Here is a 24,950-nt window from a genome sequence, read left to right as displayed (position 1 = left end):
TGGGGGCAAGAGAGCGCAAATGATGGGCCAAGAAGTCGACGAACAATTCATGTCAATTATCGACGACCTAGTCGTCATGTCAGAAAACGATACGGAGCTTGCTGACGGTCTCCGCTGGATAGACACCCAGTCGCAGAAAAACGGACTCACCTTTTACGAGATGGCCCTCATAGTGCTGCGAAAGCACATGGCCGAGCGCAAGGCAAAGGAATGGCTGCAGGGCAAGAGCGGCAGTTAAGGATTTCAGCTGTTTGAGCGTCCTCTGACCGACATCGGCAGGTACTCGCATCCCATCGGTCCGCAGTACTTGCCAACATATACGGCCTTGGGCCTGTATAGCGCCGGCTTGGGTGCCGCTTCTGCAAACTTTTCCTCTATTACATGCGCGGCCCACCCTGCAATCCTTGCGATGGCAAATATTGGCGTATTTAGGTCAAGCGGGATTCCCATGCTGTAGTATATCGAGGCGCTGTAAAGATCCACGTTTGGATAAATCGCCTGCTTCTTGTTGTCCCTCATCCAGTTCTTTGTCGCCTCCTCGACTCTCGCAGTAATGTCATACCACCTGTTGCCCTTTTCGCTGGATATCACGCGGGCGAGCCTTGACAGGATGTCAGCCCGCGGGTCCGTAGTCCTGTATACCGCGTGGCCCATGCCCATAATTCTGCCGCCTGAACTCAGCGTCCTTGCAACCCACGAGTCCACCTTTGACGGCTCGCCGATCTCCAGGAGCATCTTCATAACCTGCACGTTTGCGCCGCCGTGGAGCTCGCCGGAGAGTGCCCCGACCGCGCCGCTGACCGCCGCATACATGTGTGCTCTGGTTGATGCTATTTCCCGGGCTGCAAAGGTCGACGCGTTAAAGCTGTGCTCAGCGTGGAGCACGAGGCACTGGTCCATTACCCTGGCCTCCTTTTCCGAAGGCTCGATGCCCCGGAGCATGTACAAAAAGTTGGCCGCATGAGAGCCGGCTTCCATCGGTTCGATTACGTGCTGGCTGTTTCTGATCCTGTTCCATGCGGCAACGATGGAAGGGATCTTGGAAATCAGCACGATGGCCCTTCTTATGTGGGCTTCCTTTGAGGCGTCTTCCATGTTGAGGTCATAGTCCGCGACCTCCGAGATGCATGACTGGAGGACATCCATCGGGGACGCTCGCCTCGGCCTGTTTTTCAGGTTGCGGATCATCGGCTCTGGCAGGCCGCGGGCCTCCTTGAGCCGGCGCTTAAAGTCGCTAAGCTGCTCAAGAGTGGGCAGGTCGCCGAACAGGAGCAGGTAGGCGGTCTCTTCAAACGTGGAATGGTTTACGAGATCGAGAATGTCATAACCTCTGTAGATAAGCTTGCCGTTTTCTCCGTCGATAGAGCAAATCTTGGTGTCTGCGACCTCTATGTTTCGCAGGCCAATGTTACGTGCGTCCATTAATATAGACAGGTACTAGTGGGCAAAGTTTCTATATTAAAGTAGTGTGTGCAAAAGTGTACGAACTCAAGGTTTCCTTATCTTGACCGGGCGGGAGCCCGGCGCGTGATAATGTAATTATACAGACAGCCCGGGAGTGCTCTTGTAGATTTGGGCAAGGGGATGACGTACCGCGACGCCGGCGTTGACACCCGGAAAATCCGCGGCGTGCAGGGCTCAATTGGAAAAATGATTCTGGCGTCTCGCGCCAGACTGCCGGCGGGAGCCAGAGTCGCGCTTGGTTTTGGCCATTATGCCGGCCTTGTGAGGATTGGCTCCGAGCTCCTTGCGCTTCATACCGACGGCGTCGGCACCAAGGTGCTGGTCGCGCAGATGATGGCCCGATACGACACAATAGGGATTGACTGCGTGGCTATGAATGTCAACGACATCATTTGCACCGGGGCCGCACCCGTCGGCTTTGTCGATTACATCGCCCTACGGGAACCTAACGAGGGCCTGTTGGAGCAGATAATGAAAGGGCTACTGCGGGGCGCAGAATCCTCCGGCATGGCTATAATTGGCGGAGAAACTGCAATACTGCCGGACATTATTTCCGGCGGGGCTGACAGCGCTTTCGACCTTGCCGGCACCGTTCTCGGGGTCGTAAGGGGCGAGCCGATACTGGGAAAGTCCATCCGCCCCGGAGACGTTGTCATGGGGGTTGAAAGTTCCGGCCTCCATTCAAACGGCTATTCGCTTGCAAGAAAGGTTCTGCTCTCAAAATTCGCGCTGGAGGATACCCCTGAGGGCCTGCTTCAGACCGTTGGCGAGGAGCTGCTGACGCCGACGCGGATTTATGTCAGGCCTGTAATGGAGCTCGTCAAAAAGCACCGGGGTGCCGTCCACGGCCTTGCAAACATTACCGGGGGGTCTTTTGCAAAAATTTCCCGCCTGAACAGCGGCGTCGATTATCTCCTTGACGGCCTTCCGCAGGCGACCGGGATATTCCGGCAGATTCAGCAGGATGGAGGCATCGAAGCCGTGGAGATGTACAGGACCTTTAACATGGGCATTGGTTTTTGCGTTATCGCCCCCCGCCAGCAGGCAGAGCAGGTGGTCAGGGTTTTCAGGCGCCATAGCATGGAGTGCAGGCAGATTGGCCGGGTGGGCAAAGGCGACGGCAAGGTCGTTGCAAAGCTTGGCCCTGATGCGAAAAATGCTGTCCTCTAGTCCGAGCGCCGGATTGACATACATTAATATCTGCTCTGAAGCATTTTTTTGAGACATTGCTGGCAGCTCAGGACGGCGGCGCGCATGGCGACCGGGATTCGGAAGCATACAAGCAGGCCTGCGCGCATGTAGCTGGTCAGTTGTTGCGAGGCGCCGGCCTTTCGCGCAGACAGATTAGCGCGCTTATCCGCGAGACATCTTCCGCTTTCCACCTATCAAGCCTTCCGCGGCACGAGGACATACTCGCCCTGATGCCTGCCGACAGGCAGGGCCGCGAGGGCCGGCGCGAGCTTTTGGTAAAGCCGGTAAAGAGCGCGTCTGGCGTGACGGTGATTGCAGTGATGCCAAAGCCGTATTCCTGCCCGCACGGCAGGTGCATCTATTGCCCCGGAGGCATCGAGCACAATACGCCCCTCAGCTACACCGGCACCGAGCCGGCGACAAGAACCGCACAGGAACATGACTACGACGCTTTTGAACAGGTATCGGCCAAGCTTTGCCAGCTGAGGCTGCGCGGGCACGAAACCGCCAAGTGCGAGCTGGTTTTTGTCGGCGGAACATTTCCATTCTTTCCAGAAGAGTACCAGCGCGGGTTTGCCAAGTCATGCTACGATGCGCTGAACGGAGTCGGGTCAGCGAGCCTCGATCAGGCCAAGATGCTCAACGAAACTTCGGAAAACCGGTGCGTGGGCCTGACGGTAGAAACCAAGCCGGATTACTGCAAGCAAAGCCACGTTGATTTGATGCTCGAACTTGGGGCGACTCGAATCGAATTGGGCGTCCAGTCCCTGCAGGAACAGGTCTACCGCATTGTCAACCGCGGCCACACCCTGCAGGACGTTTACGAGGCGTTCTCTGCCGCACGCGACTCTGGATTTAAGATAGTGGCGCACATGATGCCCGGCCTTCCGGGCAGCAGCCCCGAGAAAGACATCGCTGACTTTGGGAGCCTGCTTAGGGACGAGCGCTTGCGGCCGGACATGCTCAAGATATACCCGACGCTCGTGCTGGAGGGCACGGGGCTGTTCCGGATGCACAGTGAGGGAAGGTATTCTGCATATTCACAAGAGGACGTAATCAGGGTCATTGCCGAGGCAAAAAAAATCATTCCGCCCTGGGTTCGGATAATGCGCGTCCAGCGCGAGATCGAGTCGTCTGACATAGTGGCCGGGCCGCGCCAAGGAAACCTTCGCCAAATAGTTCTCGAGAGGCTAAAGTCGGAGGGCATTTCGTGCAGGTGCATACGCTGCCGCGAAGCAGGGCTCCAGCGCAGGTTTCCCGAAGCATCAGATGTACGGCTATACCGGGAGGACTATGATGCGGCGGCAGGCCGCGAGGTTTTTCTGTCCTTTGAGAACCGGGACAGGAGCGTCATACTCGGCTTTCTGCGCCTGAGGCTTGTATCGCCGCAGGCCGCGAGGCCCGAGCTCGAGGGCTCGGCGGTAATCAGAGAGCTGCACGTTTACGGCCAGGCTATAAGCCTAGGCTCTCTGTCCGGCGAGTCAATGCAGCACCGCGGCTACGGTGCACGGCTGATGGCCGAGGCCGAGCAGGTTGCGCGCAGCGAGTTTGGGGCTGCCAAGATTTCAGTCATTAGCGCGGTTGGAACCCGCGAGTACTACCGCCGGCTCGGTTACGAGCGGGACGGCCCGTACATGTCAAAGAGGATTTCCTAGTATGTCGGGAGCAGAAGAGGAGCAGATACTGATAGGCAAGGGTACCTGGCTTGACAAGGTCGCCGACACGCTTGTCGCAAGAGAAAAGAAACTGGGCAGGAGCATGTCGCTTATCCGGGTCGAGAGCGGCCTCGGGGCCTCAGGCATACCCCACATCGGCAGCATGGGCGATGCGGTGAGGGCCTATGGCATCGCGCTGGCTCTCCAGAACCTTGGGTTCAGGTCTGAACTCGTCGCGTACTCGGACGACATGGACGGGCTCCGCAAAATCCCGCACGGGCTTCCCGGCTGGCTGAAAGACCATATCGCCCGGCCCGTTTCAAGCATACCTGATCCGTTTGGCGACTGCCACCCTTCGTACGGCGCCCACATGAGCAGCCTGCTGCTCGGCGGCCTTGACAGCGCGGGCATCAAGTATACGTTTCAGAGTGGAAGGGATGCATACCGGAGCGGCATCCTGGTGCGCCAGATAGACACCATCCTCCAGAACAGTGAAAGGCTCGGGCACAAGATAGCCGAGTTCGTGGGGCAGGACAAGTTCAAGGACGTCCTGCCGTATTTTCCGATATGCTCAAACTGCGGCAGGCTCTACACCGCCGCGGCCGAAAGGTACATCGCGTCCGAGAAAAAGGTCGCTTACCACTGCCGCGGAAGCAGGATTGGCAAGGTGGACGTGGCCGGATGCGGGCACCGTGGCGAGGCCGATATTACAAAGGGCGAGGGCAAGCTCGCATGGAAGGTGGAGTTTGCCGCGCGCTGGCAGGCCCTTGACATTCGCTTTGAGGCTTACGGAAAGGACATCATGGACTCGGTGAAGGTAAATGACTGGGTCTGCAGCGATATCCTCGGTCATCCGCACCCGATGCACGTGCGGTACGAGATGTTCCTCGACAAGGCCCGCAAGAAGATTAGCAAGTCGGCGGGCAACGTGCTTACCCCGCAGATGTGGATGCGCTACGGCACGCCGGAGTCCATCCTGCTGCTTCTGTACAAGCGCATCGGAGGGACGCGCAGCGTCTCCGTTGACGACGTGCAGGTCCTGATGGACGAGTACGACGATTACGAGGACCTGTACTTTGGCAAGAAAAAGGAGGACAACCCTGCAAAGCTTGCCAAGATAAAGGGCATCTACGAATACGTGAACAAGCTCTCCCCCCCGCGCCAGCCCGGGCCCCACATTGCGTACAACTTTCTGGTACAGCAGGCGGAGATTTTCCCCGCGCAGACGTCTGACAGGTTCGACAAGATCTTTGGAAGGCTTGTCAAGTACGGGATGGCCAAGGAAAAAACACCTGCGCTGGAAAAGCGAATCGCCCTTGCGGCAAACTGGGCCGACGACACTTCTGGAGCAAAAGAAGAGGTCTATGAGGTCGGCCTCTCCGAGAGCGAGAAATCCGCGCTGCGGAATCTCAGGTCCGAGCTTGAAAAGTTTGCCGGGTCGTCAGAGAGCCCTGATGCGGCAAAGGAGGTCCAGTCGCGGATCTTTGAAGCCGCCAGAGGTGCGGGGATTGAGCCCAGGGCGTTTTTCGCAGTCCTCTACAGGATGCTCTTTAACACCGAGCGGGGGCCGAGGCTGGGGAATTATTTTCTTGATCTCGGGGTCGGGCGGGTAATTGCGGTAATCGACAAATACTTGCAGCCCGCTGAAACGTAGCCCTGAAAATCAAGGCTGCCGGGAGTTGGGCATTGTACCGTCGCATAGGCAATCCCCTTAAATAGCAATTCATGATCACTATAGGTAAAGCATGAACCGCAAGCATGCCGAAAAGCCGCCAATGATTATCGTTGCCGGGTCTTGCATTAATTTTGAGAAGGAGAGGCAAAAGATAATGGAGTTTATCGGCAGGCTAGAGTGGGGAGTCCACACCAAGAGCAAGTGCGAATGCTCGTCGTCAGGTGCGGCGCTTGGCTGGGAGTTTTTCCAGATTTACTTCGACCAAGAGTTTGTCGAGCAGCTTATCGAGGTTCACCCAGAAATTATGAAGCAGGAAGGCACACAGATAGAACAGCGGTTTGTGCTCTGGCTTAACAAGAAACTCAAGAAGGAAAAGCTCGAATACTACCTGAAGCTCAGCGAGGTTCCACGCGAGGCAGTCGGCGGTTTCCGGCTCGACCCCGAGAACTATCGCGACGACAGCGAGCTGGAAAAGCTGCGATAATTCTGAAGCCGACGGCAATTATCGAGAGTGTTTATCGTGCGCGGCTAGTCAGGCCCGATGCCAAGAATCGGACTCGACGCTTCCATATGAGCAGGTTTTTAAACAATATTTTACCTACCGTACTGACGACAAAATTGGATGGTGTTATCGCCTGAAGCAGAGAGGCTCCTTTGCGATAAGTACTCTGATTCTCGAGGCAACCAGAAACCGCCGACTGACGCGCACGCGAATCATGCAGGAGCTCGTGCTCAATTACGATAGGACTGTGAGATACACCGACATGCTGGTTAAAGAGGGACTCTTGCAGTACGAGGGGCATGACCGGACATTTTCGGCTACCGCAAAAGGAATCGAGGTGCTAGAGCTGTCAAAAGAGCTCGCAGAGTACTGCAGGCCGATAAACGATCTGATTGAAAAGTACGACAGGATTTACTCTTCCGATAGCGCGACGCTAGGCTCTGACGTTCTAGGGTTCAGCGTTAACCATCCGCGTCATGAAGACAAACTGACTCATTCAGGATTATCCGGAAAGTGAACTCGTCCCACATATTACTCAGAAATGAGCAGGTTATTGCCGTGATGCGCATAGACTGACCTTTTTTGGCCCTGGCTAAATGCATCAAAGTTGCGCTCGTTGTATATGCAAAAGCCGCGCAGGCTAGCCTCATACTTTGAGGGCAGGGAAATTTCGTGTTCAAGCAGGCTGTGCATCTTTTGCATGTGGTTAAACGATCCCATGTCTGCAAACACCGAAAGGCCTTTTCTCCCGGTTGCGAGGGCGTGCTTGAGCAGGCCGTCGGCAAATGTCATGAGGCCTATCTCGCTAAAGTACGCCTTTAGCGAGTCGATTACGGCAAAAGCCCCGTCCTTTATGTAATAATCCAGGTCAGGTATTTCTCGGGCAAGGGCCTGCCTCACGCTATCTGTGGTCTCGTAGAACGGGATCACAAGCACAAGGCTGTTGTCCTCTTCCAGGTACTTCTTTACGGTGCCAAGGTAAATCCTCCGCCAGGCATCCATGCTCGGATAAGTCACCAGCGTGTGCGACCCGAATTCAGCGTCGCAAAGATGCCTGACTGCCTCGTCGATTCCAAGCGTCTGAACGTTCGACATTATTTGCTACTCCCTCGACGTTGCGTGCTTCGAAATAAACTGCGCCAGGGTTGAAAGATTAAACGGCTTTGACAAAACCCTTATTCCTTCGGCCGCCGGAAATGCGCTCTCGTACTCGCCGTGCACTATTTCATGCGCGCTCATGAAAACGATGGGAATGTCCTTTCTCAGCATCCTGATTTCGCGGGCAAGCTCAAAGCCGGACATCGTAGGCATCCTCACGTCCGTAAGAACCAGATCAACTGCCGCACAATGAGCCTTGAAGTGCTCCAGCGCGTCTTCTGGACTGCTAAAGCCGGATACCAGATATTGCTTTTCAAGCGCCTTCTCGCACACGTACAGTATGTCCGGCTCGTCGTCAACGACGAGAACCCTCGTGCTGAAGTTTGGCTTGCCTTCTGCCATTACTCATAGCATGCTCCTGACAAACTTGATGCCCTTGTGTGTAGAAACATCCATTGAAAAGTCGGGAGCGGTGTTACTGCCTCGGGACAAAAAGACTCAGCTCCTCTGCCATCCTTTGTATAGTCAGCGGCTTTCTCAGCATGAAAAGCGGCCTGAACTGATCCTTTCCGTCTTGAGGCACGATGTCAAAAGCGCTCATGAAGCCGACTATTATGTTTCGATCCAGCCTTGTTAGTTCTGAGGCAAGTTCGTACCCCCCGAGCCCAGGCATCTTGAAGTCAAGGACAGCTAGGTCATAGCGTCCGGGTTTGAAAGCATCAAGTGCCTGCCGCGGGTCAGAATAACCGTCCACATCAAAGCCTTTTCTTCTAAGGCCTGCCGACAGGACCGTCACGATGTCCTTCTCATCGTCGACTAGCAAAACTCGTGGTCTCGCCTTGTCCAAACCACCTTGTCACACTTCCGTCTCTGCCACCTGGTTTTCGACCTGTGGCTGAGGCTTGCGCTGCCGCACCGGCTCGCGGCTCTGAACGTCCGTGTCCTCGTAGAGGTTGCGAGGAATGGCAAAACCAAACGTTGCGCCGGGGGCTTCGCCATTAGAACCCGCCCAAATCCTTCCGCCGTGCGCCTCGATTATCTTTTTTGAAACGTAAAGGCCAAGGCCTGTGCCGCCTTCGGATTTTGAAACAAACTTGCCAAACAGCCTCTCAGCAATTTGGGGGTCAATTCCTGGGCCGTTGTCTCTGACCTGCACTACAATCTCGTCCAGCGAGGGGTTGAGGGTGATTAGCACGGTCCCGCTCTTGGTAAACTTGACGGCATTGTCTACCAGGTTGAATATGCACTGCTCTATCTTGGAGCTGTCGCAGAGGACTACTACCGGCGTTGGCCGGAGGCCGAATTGGTAGCCTAATTCTTTGTTGCGCTCGTACACAATCTTTACCGAGTTCGTCTTTTCGTTGAATTTTTTCTGCGCGTCAATTATGACTGATTCAATGATGCTCTCGATGTTAGTCGGCTGGATAGTCAGGTTAAAGGTCCCGGACTCTATCCTGCTGACCTGCAAAATGTCCTCGGACAGTTTTACCAGCCGCACGACGTTTCTTGATACAAGCCTGATGTTTGATGCTATTTCCTCGTATTCGTCCTTTGGAATGCTGGTTTTCGCGTGCTCTATGGCCTCGTAAAGCGAGTCGACTCCGTGCAAAATTGGCATGATGGGGTTGCGAAGTTCATGGGCGGCAATGTTGACAAACTCGTCCTTGATTCGCTCCGCCTCGCGGGTCTTTTCGTACAGGTCAGTCTCCCTCCAGAGTGTTTCAAAAATCGTAACGTAGGGTGCAACCGTTGTAGTACTGTCGGAGAAAATCGCAAGGCCTATGGCCTGGGCAAAGTTCTTTTTGCTGTCGTCTTTTGTTTCCACAACAAGCGACAGCCGCCTGTCGACGATGAGAAGCTTGAACTTAGTCTCGGTGGGGGTTTCTATCCTCCTGATTGTGACGCCTGCAGCGCGGATCTCGTCCAGCTTTTCCCTGATAAAGTCGTCCTCTGCTGCCAGTATGCGAATCTTGACGCCGCGCTTGACTGCAGAGAGAACCTCGCCGATAACGCCTATTTGCTGCTCCCTGTGAATCGCATTAATAGTCGGGAATATCAGAAGCACCTCGTTTACTGCGCCCCGGATCATGCCGAGGTACTGCATCCTCACCCTTTCCGGCGACTGGATTATGCGCGTGTTACCGAGAGAACCTTCAGAATGCCGATTAAAGGTGTGAGACATTGTCGCCACGTGCTGTAGGGCGACCGGTAAATAAAGCTGCACGAAATAATATTCTAGAAGATGACCAGAAACTTCGCAGGGTCACCTATCAATATTATTTTATAGCGCAAAACCCTGCCAGTGTGACGTGGCCAGCAGGGCGGCGATTTTCGATCTCGACGGCGTATTGGTGGACTCGATGCCACTGCATGTCCGGGCCTGGAGAACGGCTTTTGAGTCGGAGGCAGGAGTGCGCACTACAGAGCGTGAACTCTATTTGCTGGAAGGCATGCGGGGCGCTGAACTTGTGCAAAAGATTTTTGAGCGGAATGGCCTGCGAGACCCGGACAGCATTCTTGCAAAGAAGGTCAGCGAGGAGAAGAACAGGCTGTTTCGCGCCGTCAAGCATGACATCAAGCCCTTCGAGGGTGTCCGGGAGGTGATAGATTCGCTGCAGTGCAGAAAGGCAGTAGTCTCCGGCTCCGCCAAGGACGACGTCGTGCCGATTTTAGAGCGCGCATTTGGAAAAGGAGCGTTTGAGCTGATAATCACCGCGGACGACGTGCAAAGGGGCAAGCCAGACCCGTCATCGTTTCTTGAAGCTGCCAGACGACTTCAGGCAAGCGCGTCGGACTCGACTGTCATTGAAAACGCCCCGCTGGGCGTGCAGGCCGCCAGAAACGGCGGCCTCGGCTGCATCGTAGTGCTCAACAACAGCCCTCTTGTAGCCAGTGATTTTGAAGGTCTTGTCCTGCCGGACAAGATATTAGACTCGACTGCTTCAATCAAGGGCGTGCTGAGCTGCAGCCGGCCATGACTACCCGAGTGCTGATCTTTTCACACGAGTCGGACCTTGACGGTCTGTACTCGGCCGCAATCGGCCTGCTGAGATACCCACAGGCAATGACGGTATTTCTCGGCTATGGCGCCGAGAACTTTCAAAAGCTGGGAAACTTTGTGCACTCTGCCACGCAGCACTCCAAGGACCGCGGCCTTATCATAATCGCGGACCTGGGGCTCAACGACGACATCATTGAGCTTTGCCGTGAAATATTTTCAGACGCCGCAAGGAACGGATGGAAGATAGTCTGGGTCGACCACCATCCCTGGTCCGAGAAGGCCCAGGCCGCGGTAAGGGACTATGCCGAAATCGTGCTCGACAGCTCGGGAGCCAAGTGTGCTGCCGACCTCATGCATGAACGGTTCGTGCCGGGAAACGAGATTGCCCGGCAGCTTGCAGGCATGGCGCATACCATGGACTTTTTCACAAAGGATCAGTATCTCACGCCCATCTCCGAACTGATACGATACTACCAGACTTTTCCTGACTTTTACGAGAGGCTGACCCGGCTGGCTCACAAGTCTGCTGGCGGGCTGCTGTGGGATTTGGAAATGCAGTCGGACTACAACGAATACTCGGGACTCCGCGACAGGGCCCGCGGCGAGGCGTTCTCGACGCTTCAGCAGAAAAGAGTCGCAGGTATCAACGTCGCCTTTGTGCAGTCGTCGCCGTTCCTCCAGAACAGCCTCTTCTCTGAAGAAGTGTTCGCCCGCACCGGTGCCGACCTCGTGATGTTTTACAGCTCAAAAGGAAAGGTGAGCATCAGGCGCAACAACGAAGCAATATCGTGCAGGGCTGTCGCCGAAAACCTTCCGGACGGTGGAGGCCATGCGTATGCAGCAGGCGGAACTTTCCGGAGCGATCCGGGGAACATCCCTGCAGTCATAGCAGAGCTTGAAGGGGCAGTTGTAAAGGCGCAGCAGAAGTCGGCAGGTGCCCCAGAGCAAAAGAGCTGGGATTAGTTCTTCCTTCTGTCTGTCAATCCAACCTGGCTCTTGCCGGAAGATGTGGTGCTTGGGACCTGGAGGTCAGTTAGCCCGTCGACAGCTATCCTTGTTCCGCCGCTTACAAGGGTAAAGACGCGGCGCCTGAACCTGCTCGGCTCGTCCCTCGTAATTTCAATAAGCGTTTGAACCGCATGGACGGCAGACCCGGCTGTCAGCTTGCCTACAACAATCCCGTCAGCGTCAAGGCAGCTCCAGTTTGTATCCTCAGACGCGTCCTTGCCGATGCTATGACTTTCGACTCCCTGCAGGCTGGATGAAGGCAGTTCGTCTTCGGGTCGCATTATGGCAGTCAACGGCTAAGGTGGGCGATTTTTATTCTTAAGCCATCGTGAGATCCTTTAAGTATAAGGCGCGGTCTGCCGGCAGATTCAGGGAGCAAGCCGGTCAGCTATGCCCTTGTGTTCCCTCCGGAGGTCGGGAGGCGATTTGATAAAACACTTTAAAAAGCGCACCTTGCAGAATACCTGTCATGAATATGAAAGGCAAGGTCGCTGTCGTTACTGGAGCCGGAGGGGCAGTGGGAAAATCCATTGTCAAGCGCCTGGCTTCTGAGGGTGCAAGGGTTGTTCTAGTTGGAAGGGATCATGGCAGGCTTTCTGCCGCCGCTTCTGAAACCGGCGGCGACAAAAAGAATTTGCTTACCGTAAGCGCGGACATTACCAAGGAGGCTGAAGTTCTCAGCGCGGTCGAGCAGACCATCTCTTCTTTTGACAAGATTGACATCCTTGTAAACAACGCGGGCACTATCAACGACCCGGTCGCCTTTCATGAAATGACCGAGGACCAGTGGTCGGGCCTCATTGACACGAACCTCATAGGCACCTTCCAGTTCACCAAGGCGGTCATACCACTAATGATGAAAAATCGCGGAGGAAGCATTGTCAATATTTCCTCGGTCCTTGGAATGCGCGCAATCCAGAACGTTCCGCTGACCGTGTACGGGGTCACAAAGGCCGGGATAATCATGTTCACAAGGAGCATCGCGGTTGAATACGGCCCGCACGGAATCCGGTCAAACTGCATCTGTCCCTCTACCATCCGAAGCTCCATTATCGAACCGTTCCTGCAGGACGAAAACGCAAAGCGCCAACTCGAGTCGGGTTTTCCGCTGCGCAGGATAGGCGAGCCGTCGGACATTGCGGGCGCGGTGGCCTACATGTGCTCTGACGACGCAAAATGGATAACCGGCACGGTCATGATGGTCGACGGCGGCGTGAGTGCAAAGCAGTAGGACTACTTTACGACGACGATGGTCTTGTCGAGGTTGTTGAGCACCCCGGAAGCGACGCTGCCAAGGAGCATCTTGGCGACTTCCGTTTCGCCCCTTGTCCCCATCACTACCAGGTCAAATTCCTCCCTGTCGGCATAGTCGGTGATGGTCTTGACTATCGAGTTCGTGCTTACCTGCGCCTCCACCTCGACATCCACTCCCTGTCTCTCTGCAGACTGCCTTATCTTTTCCAGCCACGCAAACGACTGGGACTTTAGGCTATCGATTTGCTTCTGGACAGGCTCTGGAAAATAGGGGCCAAAGGTTCCAAGCGCCCTGACAAATTCGCCAATCGGGATGACGTGAAATACCACTACCTTTGCACCATACTTTAGCGCAAGATCCGTTGCATAGTCAGCGGCTCGCAGCGCATTGTCAGAGAGGTCAACCGGGACAAGTATCTTGCTTATCTTCAATGCCTATGAAAGTGCCGGAACCCCCGACAGAATAAAAACTGCGCGGTCGCACTATTTCTTGCCCAGGACCTGCTTTATCTGCTTGTAGTCCGGTTCTACCAGCGGATTGTCGGAAACCCACCGGTAGACAATCTTGCCCTTGTCGTCGAGGACAAAGATGGATCTCTTGGCTGCGTTGTAGTCCTTGGCTCCGCCGAGGTCCTTCATGACAATCCCGTATTTTCTGATAACTTCGCGGTTGTAGTCGCTTAGAATCGGAAAGTTCAGGTGGCGGTTCTGTGAAAACGACTTGTTTGCAAAAGGCCCGTCAACCGAAACTCCGACGACGTTTGCGCCATAGTCGCGCAGCTCGTCCATAGAGTCCCTGAACGAGCACATCTCCACGGTGCAAACTGGCGATTCGGCAGCCGGGAAAAATGCCAAAACCGTTTTCTTGCCTCTAAATTCAGAGAGCTTTTTTGGCTTCATGTCAATGTCGAGCAGTTCAAAGTCGGGCGCAGTCTCGCCCACGTCTGGAACCTTCACGGCCGCTGTTGAGGACATTTCAATAGAAACTCCGACGATGACAATAAAAAGATTTCAAGATCCGCTTTATCCGGAATTTACTACGATAAGATTCTGCGCCATAGTTCCTATACAGCTAGCTCCCTTACAGCTTCTACTATCAGCTCATTTTTAGACTTTCAGAAGTAATTGATTGCTGCATGACAAGGTGCCAATGCGACGAGTGCAGGAGCCCCGAGGACATTATCGAGGAGCTCTCTCCGACTCGCCGCGCAAAACTGTTCAGGATCGACACTGTCGAGAACGCGTACGAGACTGCCTAGGCGGCCAGCGTCTGCTGCAGGCTTGGTCCTCAGGTACCGCGCGTTGCCGGCGTGCGCTTGAACGGCGAAAGGAGTCTCAGTTCCACGACAACCTTTTTCAGCGATTCGACTGCCGTGTCCATCTCTTCCCTTGTATTCTGTGCGCCGATTGTGAGCCTGAGCGAGCCCGTTATTTCTTCGTGCGAAAAGCCCATGGCCTTGAGAACGTGGGACGCCTTTTGCCTGTGGATAGAGCACGCCGAGCCGGTCGAAGCTGCCACGCCGTTCTCGTCAAGCTTTATGATAAGGTCCTCGCCGTTTACCCCAAGGAAAGTAAAGTGGGCGTTGCCCGGCAGCCTGCTCTCAAGCGAACCGTTTACCCTTGAATCCGGAATCTCTGCTAGCACTCTTTTTACCAGATAGTCCCGAAGGTCCTCCACGTGGCGCCTGCTGGATTCAAGGCGCGACTTTGCAAGCTCGCTTGCCGCGCCGAACCCGACGATGCCTGCAACGTTTTCTGTCCCCGAGCGCATTGCCGACTCTTGCCCGCCTCCGTGCATGAGCGCGGTAACCCTGCTGCCCTTCCTGACATAAAGCGCGCCGACGCCCTTTGGCCCGTTTATCTTGTGGGATGAAATTGAAAGCAGGTCGATGCCTAGCGTCCCGACGTCGACCGGGATCTTGCCCGCCGCTTGTACCGCGTCGGTGTGAAAGGGAACGCCTGCCGACCGCGCTACTGCTGACAGCTCCCTTACCGGCTCTATGGTGCCTACCTCGTTGTTTGCAAGCATGATGCTGACAAGCGCGGTGTTGCTTCCAATTGCGCCGCGTAGTTCGTCGGGCTCGACCAACCCCTTGTCTGTAACCTGCAGGTAAGTTACCGAAAAGCCATCCTCCTGAAGCGCCCTGCACGGCTCCAGGACCGCGTCATGCTCGATGCTGCTGACCACTATGTGGTTCTTTGCAGGATTCTCTCTTCTTGCAGCGAGCGCAGTGCCCTTTATCGCAAGGTTGTCCGATTCGGTCCCCCCGGAAGTAAAAATTATCTCCTTTGTGCTGGCGCCGACAAGTGCGGCCACTTTCCGGCGAGCTGACTGCACAGCCCTATTGGTCTCTCTTCCGAAATAATGAAGCGAGGAAGGATTTCCGTATTGCAGCCGGAGGAACGGGACCATTGCGTCAACGACTTCCTGTGCAACAGGCGTCGACGCCGCGTTATCAAGGTAGACTGGCGTGCGACCTGCATGGTGCGCGCTATGCATGGGACCCACCGGGTGTGCCGTCAATGACCACCAAGCTCCCCGACCTGTACCCCGCGCAGTCCAGCGCGACATGCCGAAAGCCAAGAGACTTGAGCTTTCCGTCAATCAACGCTAGGATGGCCGGATCGAGAATCTTCTGAAACTCGTTTCGGGCGACCTCTACCCGGGCGATGTCTCCGTGGTCGCGCACGCGCAGCTGGCGGACTCCCGTGCAGGACTTTACCATCGCCTCTGCTTCCTCTATCCTCCTTAGTCTTTCAGGGGTCACCGCGGTTCCGGTGGGCAGGCGCGAAGCCAGGCAGGCGTTAGACGGCTTGTCGTATACGGACAGGCCCAGCTGCTCTGCAACCTGCCTGACCGCAGCCTTGCCAAAGCCGAGCTCTGCAAGAGGACTTTTTATGCCCGCCTCTCTCATGGCCTGAATTCCGGGCCGGTGTTCCAAAAGATCGTCCGCGTTTGTGCCGTCCACTATAAGCGAAATCGACATGCGTTTTGATTCTGCCCGCAGGTGATCACCAAGCTCCGTCCTGCAATGGTAGCACCTCATCTCGTCATTCTTTACGAAATCCGGATTTTCAAGCTCGCTGTAAGTGATTATCCTGTGGGAAATGGCCAGCTCCTCGGCGACGCGCCTTGCCGAAGTCAGCTCTTCCTTTGAGAGTGTCTTGTAGTCCGCGGTAATTGCTACCGCGCGGCTTCCAAACGCGCGCTTGGCAGCAGCCGCAACAAGGGCGCTGTCAACGCCGCCGGACAAGGCCACGACTGCCGACTGCGAGCCGGTGCTGCAAAACCAGCCGACAATATCCTCGATGCCCTTCAATTCCCTGTAAATTCCCCGCCAGTCTTTTGAAGAATCTGCATGTGCACAAGTTCGGCGACGCGCCTCGCCGGCATCCTGAGTTTTGCCGCAATACTCTTGATGTCTTCAAATTCTGCCTTGGCCGACCTGAACAGGCCGCCCGCGTCGCGGACTACCTTGACGTTTACCGCAAATATCTGATCCTCTATCTTTACCTGCACAACGAGCTTGGCCCTTGGGAGGATTACCCTCTGCACTTCGCTAACCCTCGCGCCAAGCGTGCCGGACTCGGAGAAGAGAATCTCTAGCATGTCTGAGACCTGCGCCTGATCTGATATAATTCTAACCAGGTATGTGGGCCTGTTTTTTTTCGAGATTCCCTGGAGAACTGCAATGTCCTTTGCACCTGCGCCGGATATCCTGTCTACCAGGTTGCCGATAATTTCGCCCGATGCGTCGTCGATGTTTGTCTCTATGAGGGTCACGGAATCCCTGCTCTGTAAGGCCGGGCCCTTGCCCATTACGACCCGGAGCACGTTTGGAAACGCTTCAAACTCTTTTGTGCCCGCGCCATAGCCTATCTTTTCAATTGACATTTCGGGGAAGGCGCTAGTGCTTCCGCCGCCTGCAATGTTGACAAGAAGCGCCGCGCCGGTAGGCGTCGTCAGCTCCGAGTCCGCCTGGCCTCCGAAAATGCCAAAAGACTTTGCCCGGAATATCTCGAGAATCGCCGCGGCGGGGTTGGGAATGGTGCCGTGCGAAAAGGTAAGCATGCCGCCACCGACCGCGACCCTGGTCGAAAAGACTTTTGCGTGAAAAAGTCCAAGGTCCTGGAGCGCAGTCGCGCACCCGATAATGTCCGCAAAGGTATCGATGCTGCTTGCCTCATGCAGGTGAACGGTGCTGAAATTCTCGCCGTGAATTTTTGCCTCCGCCAGGGCGATTGTCTTGAAGGACTCGAGCGCAAATACCTTGGCGCGCTGCTCAAGCGGAAGCGATTCGCAGATCCTGCCAAGCGCCCTGTACATTTCGACAGCATTTCTTTCATGCACCCTGTCCGAGCAGGAAAGCTTTAGCCTAGTTGCCTGAAACCCATGCGAATTGACAAATTCAAACTCGGCTTTTTTTATCGATGACTTGGGAACAAAGTTCTGGCAGGCAAAGATGCTTTCAATTACCTTTGCCTTGTCCGCGCCGGCGTCAACCAGTGCCGACGTCAGCATGTCGCCGGATATGCCGGCAGTTTGGGGATCGATAACGCAGGTAAGACTCTCGGTCATTGCGAGCCCTGAGTGACCTCTACTGCGGAGGGCCGTTTGCAGGATAGTCCTTGGGGATTACCGCAGGGGGCTGGCCTATTACAAGCGTGATTTGCTCTTTTGAGGATAGCGGAATGTCCCTGTAACTGCCCACGAACTTGGTGGTATTGCTGTTCACATAAGCTGTAACCGGACTATTTTGAAGCGTACTTGAAATCGAGTCTGGCTGCGTCCTGTCCCAGATGTCAACGAACTTGCCAAGCGTAAAGTTTTGCGCCGTGGGAGCTTCCATGTGGATTATGCCGTCGGTCGTGTGAGTGTGAAGCCAGTAGTAGCACTTGCCCTGGGGGATTCCGATAAGGGCCGGCACGGTCGCAGACTTGCCGTTAACAAAAACATCAAGGTGTGCGTGAATATGAAATGTTACGGATTCGCCCGGGTTGCAGGGTATTCCGTCAATGGCCTGAACAGGCTCTGGCTTGTAGACGGTTGCACCAATGGCAATAATAGCGATTATGGCAACAATGGCGGGAATAGCTATCATCATGGCTTTGCGCTGCTTCTTTTTGCCGGAGGCAAAGTAGCTGCCGCCCTTTTCTCGCTTGTCCTTGTCAGTCATACAACCGCTGCAGCCAAAGTACCCTTGCAAGTTCCATTTAATCTGTTCTGATTTGCGGGGCGTGAAAAGTAATTGACAGGTCCGCAGGGCGGTTTGTAACTTTATATAAGAACGCTCTCGATTCGTGTCCAAATGACCATTACCATTATTGGCTCGGGAAAGGTTGGAGCTTCAGCCGCCCTTAATTGCGGCCTTCGAGAACTGGATGACCTGTTGTTGCTAGATATCGTACAGGGGCTTCCCCAGGGAGAGGCAATGGACATCAACCATCAGCTGGCAGAAAGAGGGCTGGATGCGATTGCAAGAGGCTCCAACAATTATGAGGACATGCGGGGCTCTGATTTCGTGGTGCTCGTAGCCGGGGTCGGACGCAAGCCGGGAATGACAAGAATGGATCTTCTCAAGACCAATGCCGGCATTGTCAAAGATGTCGCGTCAAAAATCGCCAGCTATGCAAGAGACGCGACAGTGATTGTGGTGACAAATCCCCTCGACCCAATGACGTACCTTGCGGCAAAGACGATAGGGAGCCCCAGGTCAAAAATCATGGGAATGGGCGGGATGCTCGACCTGTCGCGTTTTAAGAATTTTATCCAGGAAGCGACGGGAGTATCGCGCGCGTCAATCCAGGCGATGGTAATCAGCGAACACGGCGAGAACATGCTGCCGCTTACACGCTTCTCCTCTATCGGAGGCATCCCGCTACAGGACTTTATTTCAAAAGAAAAGGCTGCAGAAATCTTTGACAAGACCCGCAAGGTCGCAGCAGAAGTAATCGCCCTCAAGGGCGCGACGGTTTATGCGCCGGGCAACGCGGTCGCGACGATGGTAGAGGCCGTGCAGAAGGACAAAAAGCTGGTAATTCCGGTCTCGGCAATGCTTGCAGGCGAGTACGGTCTGAGCGATATATGCATAGGAGTCCCCGCAGTCATTGGCGCCAGCGGCGTTGAAAGGATAATAGAGCTCAAGCTGGATTCGGCAGAACGCGATGTTTTCGACAAGGGCGCGGCAAGCGTGAGGGAAGCGATAAAGGCGCTCCCGGCTTAAACCTTTTATCGTCTTGTACCGACACTAGAGTTCCGTTGGCGGACCTGAAAGACATCCTCGAGGAGTTTGCCAGCGGCAGGCTCAGCGTAGATCAGGCCCGTAAAAAGATCTCGCTGCATGCGATAGAGGGCATCGAGGAGATGGCAAAGCTTGACATTGGCCGCGAGCACCGCCGCGGCCTCCCCGAGGTCGTGTTCTGCCAATACAAGGAATTTGGCGACATTATCCGAATAGCAGAGCGAGCCGTTGACAAGAACGAAAAGGTGGTGCTTACAAGAATCAGAAAAAACGAGCTGGCCAAGACCTCAAAGGCGCTGCGCAAGAAGGGCCTGGTTGTCGAATCGGGAAAAAACTGCACGACTGTGATCGCCAGTTCTAGGGACTTCAAGCCTGACCTGAGCGGCGCTAAAATCGGGGTTCTGGCCGCGGGCACTTCGGACATTGGCGTTGCAGAGGAGGCGCGGCTCATGGCAAAGGCCATGTCGTGCGATTCGCTTACAAGCTATGACGTCGGAATCGCCGGGATGCACAGGGTCTTCCCTGCGCTAAGGCGGATGTTTTCTGAAGACGTAGGTGCTCTAGTAGTAGTAGCCGGCATGGAAGGCGCCCTTGCATCCGTAGTCGCCTCGATGTCTGAGGTCCCCGTTATAGGAGTGCCGACTTCTGTCGGATACGGCTTTGGGGCGGACGGCGTCGCCGCGCTTGCCTCGATGCTCCAGAGCTGTACTCTCGGGCTTGCCACGGTCAACATCGACAACGGAGTCGGTGCCGGGGCGTTTGCGGCCTCGATAGCCAAGAGGAGCCGGCGCTGAACACTAAGCGAATCAAGCGCACCGATTAACGTTTATAAGAGCATCGCCGACGTTGCATTCTAATCGTTAAAGGAAGGTAGATGAAATACTTTGACTTATGTTCGCACCCTCAAAAGGATTAGACAGGACAAGACCAACTATCGAAAGAGGGCTGCCCTAATTCTTGGAAGGCATTCTTTTGTTACAATCAAAGTGAGCGATCAGAACGTTGCCGCTCAGTTGCTAAAGCCCACGCAAAACGGAGATCTAGTGCTTACGTCGGCCCACAGCCGCGAGCTGGAAAAGAGCGGCTGGAAAGGATCCCTTAACAGCCTGCCGGCCTGCTATCTGACAGGCCTGCTCCTGGGTACAAAGGCGCTTGCCAAAGGCACCTCGAACGCCATCCTGTACATAGGCAAGGACAAGTTCACGAGCCGCGTCGCCGCGTGCCTTCGGGGCGTTGTTGATGCCGGCATCAAGATCCCGGTCTCTGAAGACTCGCTGCCAGAAGACGACCGCATCACCGGCAGGCACATTGCTGATTATGCCTCTGCCCTGAAACAAAACCAGGACGAATACAACTCTCGTTTTTCAACTCTCTTGAAAAATGGCCTCAATCCCGAAAACTATCCCGCTCATTTTGAGGAAGTCCGCTTCAAGATCTCCGGCAAGCCATCCACCATGAAGCCCAAGGAAGCAAAGGAGGACAAGGCCTCCAAGAAGGGCAAGGAAGGCAAGAAGGAGCAGGCAGCTGGCGGAAAACCGAAGGAAAAGGCGGAAAAGGGCGAGAAAAAATCAGAAGCCAAGAAAGAGGGAGGTAAGAAGTCCAAGTGAGCCGACAGTACCAGACGTCAAGAGAAGCACCGATGGCCGAGTGGAAGCCCCGCACGACGCTTGGCAGCATGGTCCTTGCAGGCAAGATAAACTCGATGGACCAGGTTTACGAGAATGGCCTGAGAATCCAAGAGTCTGAGATCGTAAGGCACCTTTTGCCTGACATCAAGAGCCAGGTAGTCCACGTCGGCATTGTGCAGAAGCAGACCGACGCTGGCGAGATGACTCGCTTTAACGCCCTTGTAGCCGTCGGAAACGAGGCCGGGTGGTTTGGCATAGGAAAAGGCAAAGCTTCCCAGATGAGGATTTCAATAGACAAGGCAACAACTGCCGCTTACCTCAACGTCATCCCTGTAAAGCTTGGCTGCGGCAGCTGGGAGTGCAAGTGCAACCAGCTTCATTCTGTCCCATTCAAGGTCCGCGGCAAGGGCGGAAGCGTAACTCTGGAGCTAATTCCGGGTCCCCGAGGTCTGGGGCTTGTTGCAGGAGAAAACATCAAGAGCCTGTTAAAGCTTGCAGGATTGAAGGACGCGTGGACGAAATCGTTTGGCTCGACAAGCACGATGTCCTCGACTACCAAGGCGATATTCAACGCTCTGCGGAGCACTTACAGCGTGGGTTGAGAAATGGCGTATCTAGTTGTTAGAATCAAAGGAACTGTAAACATCCCGCACTGGGCAAAGACTACGCTCGACGGCCTCAACCTTGACAGGCGCTTCAGGGCCACGATAGTACCCGAAACCCCCGAGTCGCTCGGCATGCTGCGCAAGGTAAAGGACATTGTCGCATGGACAAAGGCCGACGCTGCGATGGTCCGCGAGCTTCTCGAAAAGAGGGGCCGCAAGGAAGGTTACAGGCCGCTCACAAGCACGGATCTGCCAAAGGAATTCAAGAGCATGGATGATCTTGCATCTGCGCTTGCGGACAGCAAGACAACGATGTCCAAGGTCGAGGGACTCAAGCCATGGTTTGCACTGAATCCTCCGCGCGGCGGCTTTAAGCGCAAGACCAAGACGCAGTACCAGCAGGCCGGAGTGCTTGGCGAAGACGCAGAATTGATAGAAATTGTAAAAAGGATGATGTGACTTTTATGCAGCAAGACTTAAGTAAGGTGCAGCGACACGTGACTCTCACCAACCAATACCATAGGGAGTAATGATAATTATCAATGGCTACTCGTTTTAGAAAAAGTCGAAGGCAGCGCGGCTCGCGGTACTGCGGCTGGGGCCAGATTGGCCAGCACCGACAGGCAGGCAGCCGCGGAGGCATCGGCGGTGCCGGAAAGCACAAGCACTTTTTCATGAGGACGGTCATCGAAGAGCCTGATCACTTCGGACATGACCCGTTCAATTCATTCAACCGAAATCTTGTTGAGCGCTGGATAAACGTCAGGGACCTGGAAGCCGTATTTGCAAAGCACGGCAAGGAAGAGAACGGCAAGGTGGTCCTTGACTTGACTTCTCTTGGTTATGACAAGTTGCTTGGCGGAGGCAAGGTAACCGGCGCATTTGCCGTCAAGATAGAGAAAATTTCGGAAAGCGCCAAGGCAAAGATCGAGTCCGCTGGCGGAGAGGTCATTACAGAAAATGAACACACAGGCGAGCAGTGAAGGATTTTTCAGGCGGTCCATCAAGGCCGTCTCTGCTTACGTCCCGCAGGTCCCAAAGCCAAAGAAAAAGATATCCCTTACAGAAAAGTTTGTTTGGACAGGAATCGCGCTACTCGCTTACCTTGTCATGGGTCAGATACCGCTCTACGGAGTCACGAACGACCCCAAGTTTGACTTTCTTGCTTTTGCACGCGTAATTTTCGCAGCCCAGCAGGGAACGCTGATGGAGCTCGGCATCGGCCCCATAGTCACGGCCGGCTTGCTCATGCAGCTGCTAAAGGGCTCTGATCTTATCCGGCTTGATTTCAAGAACCCTGACGACAGGTCGCTCTTTACGTCCGCGACCAAGATAGTCACTATCATAGTAATCGTTGCAGAGGGAACGCTGTACGGGGCTTCCGTGTACGGCCCTCTCGTCGCGTCCCCCAGCATCATTCCGATTGTCATAGCCCAGCTGGTCTCTTCCAGTATCATCGTCATGCTGCTTGACGAAATGGTCCAGAAAGGCTGGGGCATAGGTTCCGGCCTGTCTCTGTTTATCATGGCCGGCATTGCGCAGACCATACTGTGGAGCATCTTCAGCCCCGTTCCAGCTCAGGACGGGCCTGTGGGCATCCTTCCCTTCACGATAGATGCCGCACAGAATGGCCATGCAAGCGACGCCATCTTTAGGACCGGCCAGCTGCCAAGCCTGTTCGCGCTCGGCGTTACCGTCGCCATAATCCTCGTGCTCGTGTATATCGAAGGGATACACGTCGACATTCCCATCGTATCAACAAAGTACAGGGGCTTTACCGCCGTGTACCCGATCAAGCTCCTATACACATCCGTCATCCCCGTTATACTATCATCGGCGCTTATCGCAAATGCTGTCTTTATGGGCCAGCTGCTCTGGCAGAACTACAATCCCAACAACCAGAACCCCGCGTTCAACTGGATAGCGACGTTTGATCCAAACCCGCAGGGAGGAAGGGCAACGCCTACAGGCGGCATCCTCTATTACGTAACCGCGCCAAGGTCTCTAGAAGCCACCGCCGCAGATCCTGCAAGGGCTGCCATTTACGTGGTATTCCTCACGACGGTGGTCACTCTCTTCTCCAGGCTTTGGGTGGAGCTTGGCGGCCTCTCTGCCAGCAAGGCCGCAAAGAACCTTCTTGACGCGGACGTGCAGGTGCCAGGTTTCAGGCGTTCGGAAGGATCGGTGGAGAACCTGCTCAACAGGTATATACCGTCGCTAACGATTATCAGCGGTGTCATTATAGGGCTCCTTGCCGCAACCTCTGACGTCCTCAACGTCTTTGGCACAGGCACAGGCATGCTGCTTATGGTCAACATCATGGTCAGCTATTACCAGACGCTGGTCAAGGAGCAGGTAGACACTTACATGCCAAAATTGGCGGCTCTACTTGGAAGGAAGTAACACCATTTCAGGACCCGCAGGCGAAATCCACTCAAGCAAGCGTGCCGTCATCGTCGGCATTCCGGGCGTCGGCAAGACCACCGTCATTGCCCGCGCTTCAGAGATCCTCAGCCAGAAAAAAAGGTCCCGCACCGTCGTCTTTGGCACCCTGATGTTTGAGGAGGCGAAAAAGACGCTCGGCATCAAAGACCGCGACGAGATGCGGCGGTTGCCCGTGGAAACCCAGCGGAGGCTGCAGGAAAACGCCGCCCAGCGGATTTCAGAGATGGACGAGGAGGTCGTTATAGTGGATACCCACCTCTTTATCAGCACCGGCGAAGGCTATTATCCCGGCTTGCCGATGCGGTTGCTCAATGTCATGAAGCCCACCAATTTGATAATGGTCGCAGCGACGCCGGATGAAATTGCAGGCAGGCGAAAGAACGACCAGACAAGAAAACGCGACTCGGCAAGCCCTGCAGAGATCCAGGGCGACCTGGAGGTTTCAAAGTCAATGATAGCAAGCTGCTCTGTCCTTACAGGAGCGCCGTTTGCAGTAGTGATGAACAGCGAAAACGGAGTGGAGCACGCCGCCAGGCAAATAGCCAGAATACTCGGAGATGGGATGAAGTAAAATGATCCCGGACTTGGGCGCGCTTATTGGCCAGATCTTTGGCCAGACGACCTACACCTCCCATCCCTTGTTTCCGGACTTTCTTACGGCTGTGCTTGCCGCCATTTCGATTTCAATTGGCATGAATTTTGGTTTTGCGTTCCTCCGCAAAAAGACAACCGACATTGAAAAAATGAACCGGGTCATGAAGGAGACCACGGAATGGCGCAAGCAGTACACCGACGCCATCAAAAAGCAGGACAAGCCCCGAATCGAGGAATTAAAGAAGAAGCAGGCCTACGTCAACAAGCTGACGCTGGAGACCCAGCAGCAGAGCATGCGGCCGATGCTGATCTACTTTATCCCCTCGCTCCTTGTCTGGTTTTACGTGTTTCCCAACATATTCGGGGCAGTCGTTGCCCTGTCTCCGGTACAGCTCCCGTTTGTGACATGCACCCAGGCCGATGTGGCCAAGCACGCCCAGCTGGACGCGCATGGGAAACCCGGAAGCCCCTGCACCGAGGTGAACGAGATGTACCTCTGGGGCATGTTCTTTGTCACGTCTTTTGCTTTCAACGGCGTCGTAGCAAAGATTACCAAGACCGGCATGCCGTCGCCGATTTAGGGTGCGC

31 protein-coding genes are annotated in these 24,950 nt (G+C 55.0%); 19 read left to right on the top strand and 12 right to left on the bottom strand.

The features are described 5' to 3' along the window. Nucleotides 1–19: 19 nt before the first annotated feature. Nucleotides 20–238: a hypothetical protein gene (locus ABI361_11355; protein ID MEO9321261.1), complete on the top strand. Its 219-nt coding sequence runs from the start codon at nt 20–22 to the stop codon at nt 236–238. A gap of 5 nt (nt 239–243) precedes the next feature. Here the strand turns inward: ABI361_11355 and ABI361_11350 are convergent, their stop codons facing one another. Continuing rightward, entirely contained in the window at nt 244–1,422 is a 1,179-nt protein-coding gene (locus ABI361_11350; protein MEO9321260.1) for a citrate/2-methylcitrate synthase, read from the bottom strand. A 150-nt stretch (nt 1,423–1,572) separates the two neighbouring features. Here ABI361_11350 and purM point away from each other — a divergent pair, with 150 nt between their 5' ends. The 5 genes from purM (at nt 1,573) to ABI361_11325 (ending at nt 7,004) form a co-directional block, all read left to right on the top strand. Next, complete coding sequence (purM, locus tag ABI361_11345) at nt 1,573–2,634, top strand: phosphoribosylformylglycinamidine cyclo-ligase (GenBank protein ID MEO9321259.1); 1,062 nt, start codon at nt 1,573–1,575, stop codon at nt 2,632–2,634. A 56-nt stretch (nt 2,635–2,690) separates the two neighbouring features. Further along, nucleotides 2,691–4,310 (top strand): tRNA uridine(34) 5-carboxymethylaminomethyl modification radical SAM/GNAT enzyme Elp3, encoded by a 1,620-nt coding sequence (locus tag ABI361_11340; protein MEO9321258.1) that lies wholly within the window; start codon nt 2,691–2,693, stop codon nt 4,308–4,310. A 1-nt stretch (nt 4,311) separates the two neighbouring features. Then, nucleotides 4,312–5,964, top strand: coding sequence for a lysine--tRNA ligase (gene lysS, locus ABI361_11335; GenBank protein MEO9321257.1), 1,653 nt, complete (start codon nt 4,312–4,314; stop codon nt 5,962–5,964). 91 nt (nt 5,965–6,055) lie between these two features. Continuing rightward, a complete protein-coding gene (locus ABI361_11330; protein ID MEO9321256.1) occupies nt 6,056–6,469 on the top strand; it encodes a hypothetical protein in 414 nt (137 codons plus the stop codon). Continuing rightward, nucleotides 6,435–7,004: a winged helix-turn-helix domain-containing protein gene (locus tag ABI361_11325; protein ID MEO9321255.1), complete on the top strand. Its 570-nt coding sequence runs from the start codon at nt 6,435–6,437 to the stop codon at nt 7,002–7,004. The genes ABI361_11330 and ABI361_11325 overlap by 35 nt, the downstream gene beginning before the upstream one ends. 14 nt (nt 7,005–7,018) lie before the next feature. Here the strand turns inward: ABI361_11325 and ABI361_11320 are convergent, their stop codons facing one another. The 4 genes from ABI361_11320 to ABI361_11305 form a co-directional block, all read right to left on the bottom strand. Continuing rightward, nucleotides 7,019–7,582 carry an MEDS domain-containing protein gene (locus ABI361_11320; GenBank protein ID MEO9321254.1) on the bottom strand — a complete coding sequence of 188 codons (564 nt, stop codon included), beginning with the start codon at nt 7,580–7,582 and terminating at the stop codon, nt 7,019–7,021. 6 nt (nt 7,583–7,588) lie between these two features. Then, nucleotides 7,589–7,987, bottom strand: a complete 399-nt coding sequence (locus tag ABI361_11315) for a response regulator (GenBank protein ID MEO9321253.1) — start codon at nt 7,985–7,987, stop codon at nt 7,589–7,591. Nucleotides 7,988–8,060: 73 nt separating this feature from the next. Further along, nucleotides 8,061–8,432, bottom strand: a complete 372-nt coding sequence (locus ABI361_11310) for a response regulator (protein ID MEO9321252.1) — start codon at nt 8,430–8,432, stop codon at nt 8,061–8,063. A gap of 9 nt (nt 8,433–8,441) precedes the next feature. Beyond that, nucleotides 8,442–9,767, bottom strand: coding sequence for an ATP-binding protein (locus ABI361_11305; protein ID MEO9321251.1), 1,326 nt, complete (start codon nt 9,765–9,767; stop codon nt 8,442–8,444). Nucleotides 9,768–9,894: 127 nt separating this feature from the next. Here ABI361_11305 and ABI361_11300 point away from each other — a divergent pair, with 127 nt between their 5' ends. Beyond that, on the top strand, nt 9,895–10,563 hold the full coding sequence (locus tag ABI361_11300) for an HAD family phosphatase (GenBank protein ID MEO9321250.1): 669 nt from the start codon (nt 9,895–9,897) through the stop codon (nt 10,561–10,563). Next, entirely contained in the window at nt 10,560–11,549 is a 990-nt protein-coding gene (locus ABI361_11295) for a DHH family phosphoesterase (protein MEO9321249.1), read from the top strand. The genes ABI361_11300 and ABI361_11295 overlap by 4 nt, the downstream gene beginning before the upstream one ends. Here the strand turns inward: ABI361_11295 and ABI361_11290 are convergent. Continuing rightward, complete coding sequence (locus ABI361_11290; GenBank protein MEO9321248.1) at nt 11,546–11,875, bottom strand: hypothetical protein; 330 nt, start codon at nt 11,873–11,875, stop codon at nt 11,546–11,548. The two genes, ABI361_11295 and ABI361_11290, sit on opposite strands and share 4 nt — an antisense overlap. Before the next feature lie 194 nt (nt 11,876–12,069). On the opposite strand from ABI361_11290, the gene ABI361_11285 reads away from it, so the two are divergent. Further along, nucleotides 12,070–12,825, top strand: a complete 756-nt coding sequence (locus ABI361_11285; GenBank protein ID MEO9321247.1) for an SDR family NAD(P)-dependent oxidoreductase — start codon at nt 12,070–12,072, stop codon at nt 12,823–12,825. Between the two features lie 2 nt (nt 12,826–12,827). Here the strand turns inward: ABI361_11285 and ABI361_11280 are convergent, their stop codons facing one another. Together ABI361_11280 and ABI361_11275 are read right to left on the bottom strand one after the other, a co-directional pair. Then, nucleotides 12,828–13,280, bottom strand: coding sequence for a universal stress protein (locus tag ABI361_11280; GenBank protein MEO9321246.1), 453 nt, complete (start codon nt 13,278–13,280; stop codon nt 12,828–12,830). A gap of 51 nt (nt 13,281–13,331) precedes the next feature. Beyond that, nucleotides 13,332–13,823, bottom strand: coding sequence for a peroxiredoxin (locus ABI361_11275; protein MEO9321245.1), 492 nt, complete (start codon nt 13,821–13,823; stop codon nt 13,332–13,334). Nucleotides 13,824–13,984: 161 nt separating this feature from the next. On the opposite strand from ABI361_11275, the gene ABI361_11270 reads away from it, so the two are divergent. Then, nucleotides 13,985–14,107, top strand: a complete 123-nt coding sequence (locus tag ABI361_11270; protein ID MEO9321244.1) for a hypothetical protein — start codon at nt 13,985–13,987, stop codon at nt 14,105–14,107. Nucleotides 14,108–14,136: 29 nt separating this feature from the next. Here the strand turns inward: ABI361_11270 and ABI361_11265 are convergent, their stop codons facing one another. From ABI361_11265 to ABI361_11250, 4 genes are read right to left on the bottom strand one after another with little or no spacing between them, the layout of a single operon-like run. Continuing rightward, a complete protein-coding gene (locus tag ABI361_11265) occupies nt 14,137–15,348 on the bottom strand; it encodes a cysteine desulfurase family protein (protein ID MEO9321243.1) in 1,212 nt (403 codons plus the stop codon). Continuing rightward, a complete protein-coding gene (gene larE / locus ABI361_11260) occupies nt 15,341–16,168 on the bottom strand; it encodes an ATP-dependent sacrificial sulfur transferase LarE (protein ID MEO9321242.1) in 828 nt (275 codons plus the stop codon). Before larE ends, ABI361_11265 begins: the two co-directional genes overlap by 8 nt. After that, nucleotides 16,165–17,427, bottom strand: coding sequence for a nickel pincer cofactor biosynthesis protein LarC (gene larC / locus ABI361_11255; protein ID MEO9321241.1), 1,263 nt, complete (start codon nt 17,425–17,427; stop codon nt 16,165–16,167). The genes larE and larC overlap by 4 nt, the downstream gene beginning before the upstream one ends. Before the next feature lie 19 nt (nt 17,428–17,446). Continuing rightward, complete coding sequence (locus tag ABI361_11250) at nt 17,447–18,025, bottom strand: hypothetical protein (protein MEO9321240.1); 579 nt, start codon at nt 18,023–18,025, stop codon at nt 17,447–17,449. A gap of 132 nt (nt 18,026–18,157) precedes the next feature. Here ABI361_11250 and ABI361_11245 point away from each other — a divergent pair, with 132 nt between their 5' ends. The 9 genes from ABI361_11245 (at nt 18,158) to ABI361_11205 (ending at nt 24,943) form a co-directional block, all read left to right on the top strand. After that, nucleotides 18,158–19,072: a malate dehydrogenase gene (locus tag ABI361_11245; protein ID MEO9321239.1), complete on the top strand. Its 915-nt coding sequence runs from the start codon at nt 18,158–18,160 to the stop codon at nt 19,070–19,072. 35 nt (nt 19,073–19,107) lie between these two features. After that, a complete protein-coding gene (gene larB, locus ABI361_11240) occupies nt 19,108–19,884 on the top strand; it encodes a nickel pincer cofactor biosynthesis protein LarB (protein MEO9321238.1) in 777 nt (258 codons plus the stop codon). Between the two features lie 90 nt (nt 19,885–19,974). Continuing rightward, entirely contained in the window at nt 19,975–20,697 is a 723-nt protein-coding gene (locus ABI361_11235) for a 50S ribosomal protein L18 (protein MEO9321237.1), read from the top strand. A 32-nt stretch (nt 20,698–20,729) separates the two neighbouring features. Then, nucleotides 20,730–21,320, top strand: a complete 591-nt coding sequence (locus tag ABI361_11230; protein ID MEO9321236.1) for a 30S ribosomal protein S5 — start codon at nt 20,730–20,732, stop codon at nt 21,318–21,320. Nucleotides 21,321–21,323: 3 nt separating this feature from the next. Beyond that, nucleotides 21,324–21,782, top strand: coding sequence for a 50S ribosomal protein L30 (locus ABI361_11225; protein MEO9321235.1), 459 nt, complete (start codon nt 21,324–21,326; stop codon nt 21,780–21,782). Nucleotides 21,783–21,865: 83 nt separating this feature from the next. Further along, nucleotides 21,866–22,306 (top strand): uL15 family ribosomal protein, encoded by a 441-nt coding sequence (locus ABI361_11220; GenBank protein MEO9321234.1) that lies wholly within the window; start codon nt 21,866–21,868, stop codon nt 22,304–22,306. Then, the gene (secY, locus tag ABI361_11215) at nt 22,284–23,726 is read left to right on the top strand and encodes a preprotein translocase subunit SecY (protein MEO9321233.1); all 1,443 of its coding nucleotides are present in this window, start codon (nt 22,284–22,286) and stop codon (nt 23,724–23,726) included. Before ABI361_11220 ends, secY begins: the two co-directional genes overlap by 23 nt. Then, on the top strand, nt 23,713–24,339 hold the full coding sequence (locus tag ABI361_11210; GenBank protein ID MEO9321232.1) for an adenylate kinase: 627 nt from the start codon (nt 23,713–23,715) through the stop codon (nt 24,337–24,339). The genes secY and ABI361_11210 overlap by 14 nt, the downstream gene beginning before the upstream one ends. Before the next feature lies 1 nt (nt 24,340). Continuing rightward, nucleotides 24,341–24,943 carry an EMC3/TMCO1 family protein gene (locus ABI361_11205; GenBank protein MEO9321231.1) on the top strand — a complete coding sequence of 201 codons (603 nt, stop codon included), beginning with the start codon at nt 24,341–24,343 and terminating at the stop codon, nt 24,941–24,943. Nucleotides 24,944–24,950: the final 7 nt, after the last annotated feature.

This window comes from Nitrososphaera sp., from assembly GCA_039938515.1.
In the GTDB taxonomy this organism is placed as follows: domain Archaea; phylum Thermoproteota; class Nitrososphaeria; order Nitrososphaerales; family Nitrososphaeraceae; genus Nitrososphaera.
Note: the sequence above shows the minus strand (reverse complement) of the source record. Positions and strands in the feature narration are given on the sequence as shown.

Excerpts from the sequence above, each read along its gene's own strand:
- ABI361_11355 (MEO9321261.1), top strand. The coding sequence starts at position 20 with ATGATGGGCCAAGAAGTCGACGAACAATTCATGTCAATTATCGACGAC.
- ABI361_11350 (MEO9321260.1), bottom strand. The coding sequence starts at position 1,422 with ATGGACGCACGTAACATTGGCCTGCGAAACATAGAGGTCGCAGACACC.
- lysS (MEO9321257.1), top strand. The coding sequence starts at position 4,312 with ATGTCGGGAGCAGAAGAGGAGCAGATACTGATAGGCAAGGGTACCTGG.
- ABI361_11330 (MEO9321256.1), top strand. The coding sequence starts at position 6,056 with ATGAACCGCAAGCATGCCGAAAAGCCGCCAATGATTATCGTTGCCGGG.
- ABI361_11320 (MEO9321254.1), bottom strand. The coding sequence starts at position 7,582 with ATGTCGAACGTTCAGACGCTTGGAATCGACGAGGCAGTCAGGCATCTT.
- ABI361_11315 (MEO9321253.1), bottom strand. The coding sequence starts at position 7,987 with ATGGCAGAAGGCAAGCCAAACTTCAGCACGAGGGTTCTCGTCGTTGAC.
- ABI361_11305 (MEO9321251.1), bottom strand. The coding sequence starts at position 9,767 with ATGTCTCACACCTTTAATCGGCATTCTGAAGGTTCTCTCGGTAACACG.
- ABI361_11295 (MEO9321249.1), top strand. The coding sequence starts at position 10,560 with ATGACTACCCGAGTGCTGATCTTTTCACACGAGTCGGACCTTGACGGT.
- ABI361_11290 (MEO9321248.1), bottom strand. The coding sequence starts at position 11,875 with ATGCGACCCGAAGACGAACTGCCTTCATCCAGCCTGCAGGGAGTCGAA.
- ABI361_11285 (MEO9321247.1), top strand. The coding sequence starts at position 12,070 with ATGAAAGGCAAGGTCGCTGTCGTTACTGGAGCCGGAGGGGCAGTGGGA.
- ABI361_11275 (MEO9321245.1), bottom strand. The coding sequence starts at position 13,823 with ATGTCCTCAACAGCGGCCGTGAAGGTTCCAGACGTGGGCGAGACTGCG.
- ABI361_11270 (MEO9321244.1), top strand. The coding sequence starts at position 13,985 with ATGACAAGGTGCCAATGCGACGAGTGCAGGAGCCCCGAGGACATTATC.
- ABI361_11265 (MEO9321243.1), bottom strand. The coding sequence starts at position 15,348 with ATGCATAGCGCGCACCATGCAGGTCGCACGCCAGTCTACCTTGATAAC.
- larC (MEO9321241.1), bottom strand. The coding sequence starts at position 17,427 with ATGACCGAGAGTCTTACCTGCGTTATCGATCCCCAAACTGCCGGCATA.
- ABI361_11250 (MEO9321240.1), bottom strand. The coding sequence starts at position 18,025 with ATGACTGACAAGGACAAGCGAGAAAAGGGCGGCAGCTACTTTGCCTCC.
- ABI361_11245 (MEO9321239.1), top strand. The coding sequence starts at position 18,158 with ATGACCATTACCATTATTGGCTCGGGAAAGGTTGGAGCTTCAGCCGCC.
- ABI361_11230 (MEO9321236.1), top strand. The coding sequence starts at position 20,730 with ATGGCCGAGTGGAAGCCCCGCACGACGCTTGGCAGCATGGTCCTTGCA.
- ABI361_11225 (MEO9321235.1), top strand. The coding sequence starts at position 21,324 with ATGGCGTATCTAGTTGTTAGAATCAAAGGAACTGTAAACATCCCGCAC.
- ABI361_11220 (MEO9321234.1), top strand. The coding sequence starts at position 21,866 with ATGGCTACTCGTTTTAGAAAAAGTCGAAGGCAGCGCGGCTCGCGGTAC.
- secY (MEO9321233.1), top strand. The coding sequence starts at position 22,284 with ATGAACACACAGGCGAGCAGTGAAGGATTTTTCAGGCGGTCCATCAAG.
- ABI361_11205 (MEO9321231.1), top strand. The coding sequence starts at position 24,341 with ATGATCCCGGACTTGGGCGCGCTTATTGGCCAGATCTTTGGCCAGACG.